Origin of the sequence: Moorena sp. SIO4E2 (assembly GCF_010671945.1) — a bacterium.
Taxonomy (GTDB): domain Bacteria; phylum Cyanobacteriota; class Cyanobacteriia; order Cyanobacteriales; family Coleofasciculaceae; genus Moorena; species Moorena producens.
Window position 1 is genome coordinate 1 of the sequence record NZ_JAAHIE010000992.1, and the last position, 2012, is coordinate 2012.

The 2012-nt window shown below is 43.5% G+C and carries 2 protein-coding genes; one reads left to right on the forward strand and one right to left on the reverse strand.

Annotation, left to right across the window (positions count from 1 at the left end; genetic code table 11):
• Positions 1–353: 353 nt before the first annotated feature.
• Complete coding sequence (locus tag F6K37_RS39810; RefSeq protein WP_044493665.1) at positions 354–560, forward strand: SPOR domain-containing protein; 207 nt, start codon at positions 354–356, stop codon at positions 558–560.
• Between the two features lie 142 nt (positions 561–702).
• Here F6K37_RS39810 and F6K37_RS39815 read toward each other — a convergent pair whose 3' ends face one another.
• Complete coding sequence (locus tag F6K37_RS39815; protein WP_287256784.1) at positions 703–1683, reverse strand: NAD(P)-dependent alcohol dehydrogenase; 981 nt, start codon at positions 1681–1683, stop codon at positions 703–705.
• Positions 1684–2012: the final 329 nt, after the last annotated feature.

Consider the following 2012-nt stretch of genomic DNA (forward strand, 5'->3'; position numbering starts at 1 on the left):
TAGCACATCTAACTATAACAATTCTCTCTCCCATCAGCTACAAAGGGATCCCCCTAAATCCCCCTTAATAAGGGGGACTTTGAGGCTCAAAAGCGTACCTCATAAATGCAATAAGCGCTATAGATCAAAATATCACCAAAATCCAAAAAACTCCTCACATATCTTGACCCTATTCCCTACTCCCTACTCCCTACAAATTTGTTACAAAAATTTTCAAAATATGTTACACTAAAAGATTATTTGTGTTAATATAAAAGAGTGGTTGGTAAAACTTCCACCTCAAGAGCTAGCCCGGGAAACGTACAAATCTACGGGCTAGCCTTGGGTCCCCTATGACAGGAGATACTTTTATTATGACTTATTCTGAACGCCTTCATCCATGGGTGATCATGCGGCTATTACCCAAGATGCAGCGAGTCGTTGTTGGTCGGTTCCGCAACCGCTCTGATGCCGACGGTCATTTAAAGGCTCTGAAACGGCTGATGCCCGATGCTAAATTTGTGATTGTTTTTGATGTCGGTAATCCGATAGATGAGGAATCGTTGGATGAGGAATCCTAGGGTTGTACTTTAGGCAATAGGCAATAGGCAATAGGCAATAGGCAATAGGCAATAGGGTACTGGGATATATCGCATTTTCATTTGAGATGTAAAACCCGATTCCCGATTCCCGATTCCCGATTCCCGATTCCCGATTCCCTACTCAATTATCTTCCAAGGTTATTACAACTTTACCTCTAGCGTGTCCTTGTTCAAGATATCTGATCGCTTCAGGCACTTCACTTAAGCTGTATCTTCTATCGATAACAACTGTTATTTTGCCGGTTTCAAGAAGCTCTTTGATAAACACCAAATCCTTATGGTTTGGTTCCATAAACAGGGACACGATTTTCTTCCTTCCGGTCATGGAAATCCATGGTCCTAGGAACATAAGTTGGAAAAGTTGAGCTGTGGAACCTCCGACAAAGACATAAATTCCGTTGGGAGTTAATATACCCTTGTAATCCAAAATGGAACGATAGGCGGCAGCATCAAGAATCAGGTCATAATGCTGGCCATTTTTGGTGAAATCTTCTTTAGTGTAATCAATCACATGGTCTGCACCAATGGAGCGCACCATGTCTAAATTCCTGGTGCTGCACACCCCAGTCACTTCGGCTCCGAAGGATTGGGCAATTTGGACGGCAAAGGTACCCACACCACCAGAGGCACCATTAATTAAAACCTTTTGCCCTGGCTGAATCTGTCCTTGGTCCCGAAGACCTTGCAGGGCGGTGAGTGCGGCTGCGGGTACTGCTGCCACTTCCTCGAAGGTCATATTAGCGGGTTTCAAGACTAATGCACTTTCCTTAGCACATACATACTCGGCAAAACCCCCGAAACCACCCTCGGATAGGTCCCCGAATACTTCATCACCTGGCTGAAACTGCTTTACATTTTTGCCAACGGCTTCAACTCGCCCTGCTATGTCAGCTCCCAGTATCTGGTTTTTTGGTTTTAGAAGCCCAAAGCCCATGAGGCGGATCAAGAAGGGTTTTCCTCTGAGTAAATGCCAGTCACCTGCATTGGCGGATGCGCTATGAATTTTTACTAATACTTCATCTTCCTTAGGGATGGGTTTTTCTATTTCTTTGAGCTGAAGAACATCCGGTGATCCGTATTGTGTGTAGAGAATTGCTTTCATAAGTATTCCGCCTAATCTTATTATTATTTATAGCGTTTTTTATAGTAAGTTATCAGCTATCAGCTATCAGCTATCAGCTAAAGGCCTTTGGCCACGCTTCGCGAACAGCTATCAGCTATCAGGTAATCAGTTATCAGTTATCAGCTAATCAGCTATCAGCTAATCAGCTATCAGCGAATTCGATAAAATATTGAACTCTTAAATTCTCCCATTTCAAATTTATTTGAAGTATTAAGCTGACCGCTGACAGCTGAATGCTTACTCCCTACTCCCTACTCCCTACTCCCTACTCCCTACTCCCTACTCCCTATAGATGGCAGGTGTTAATG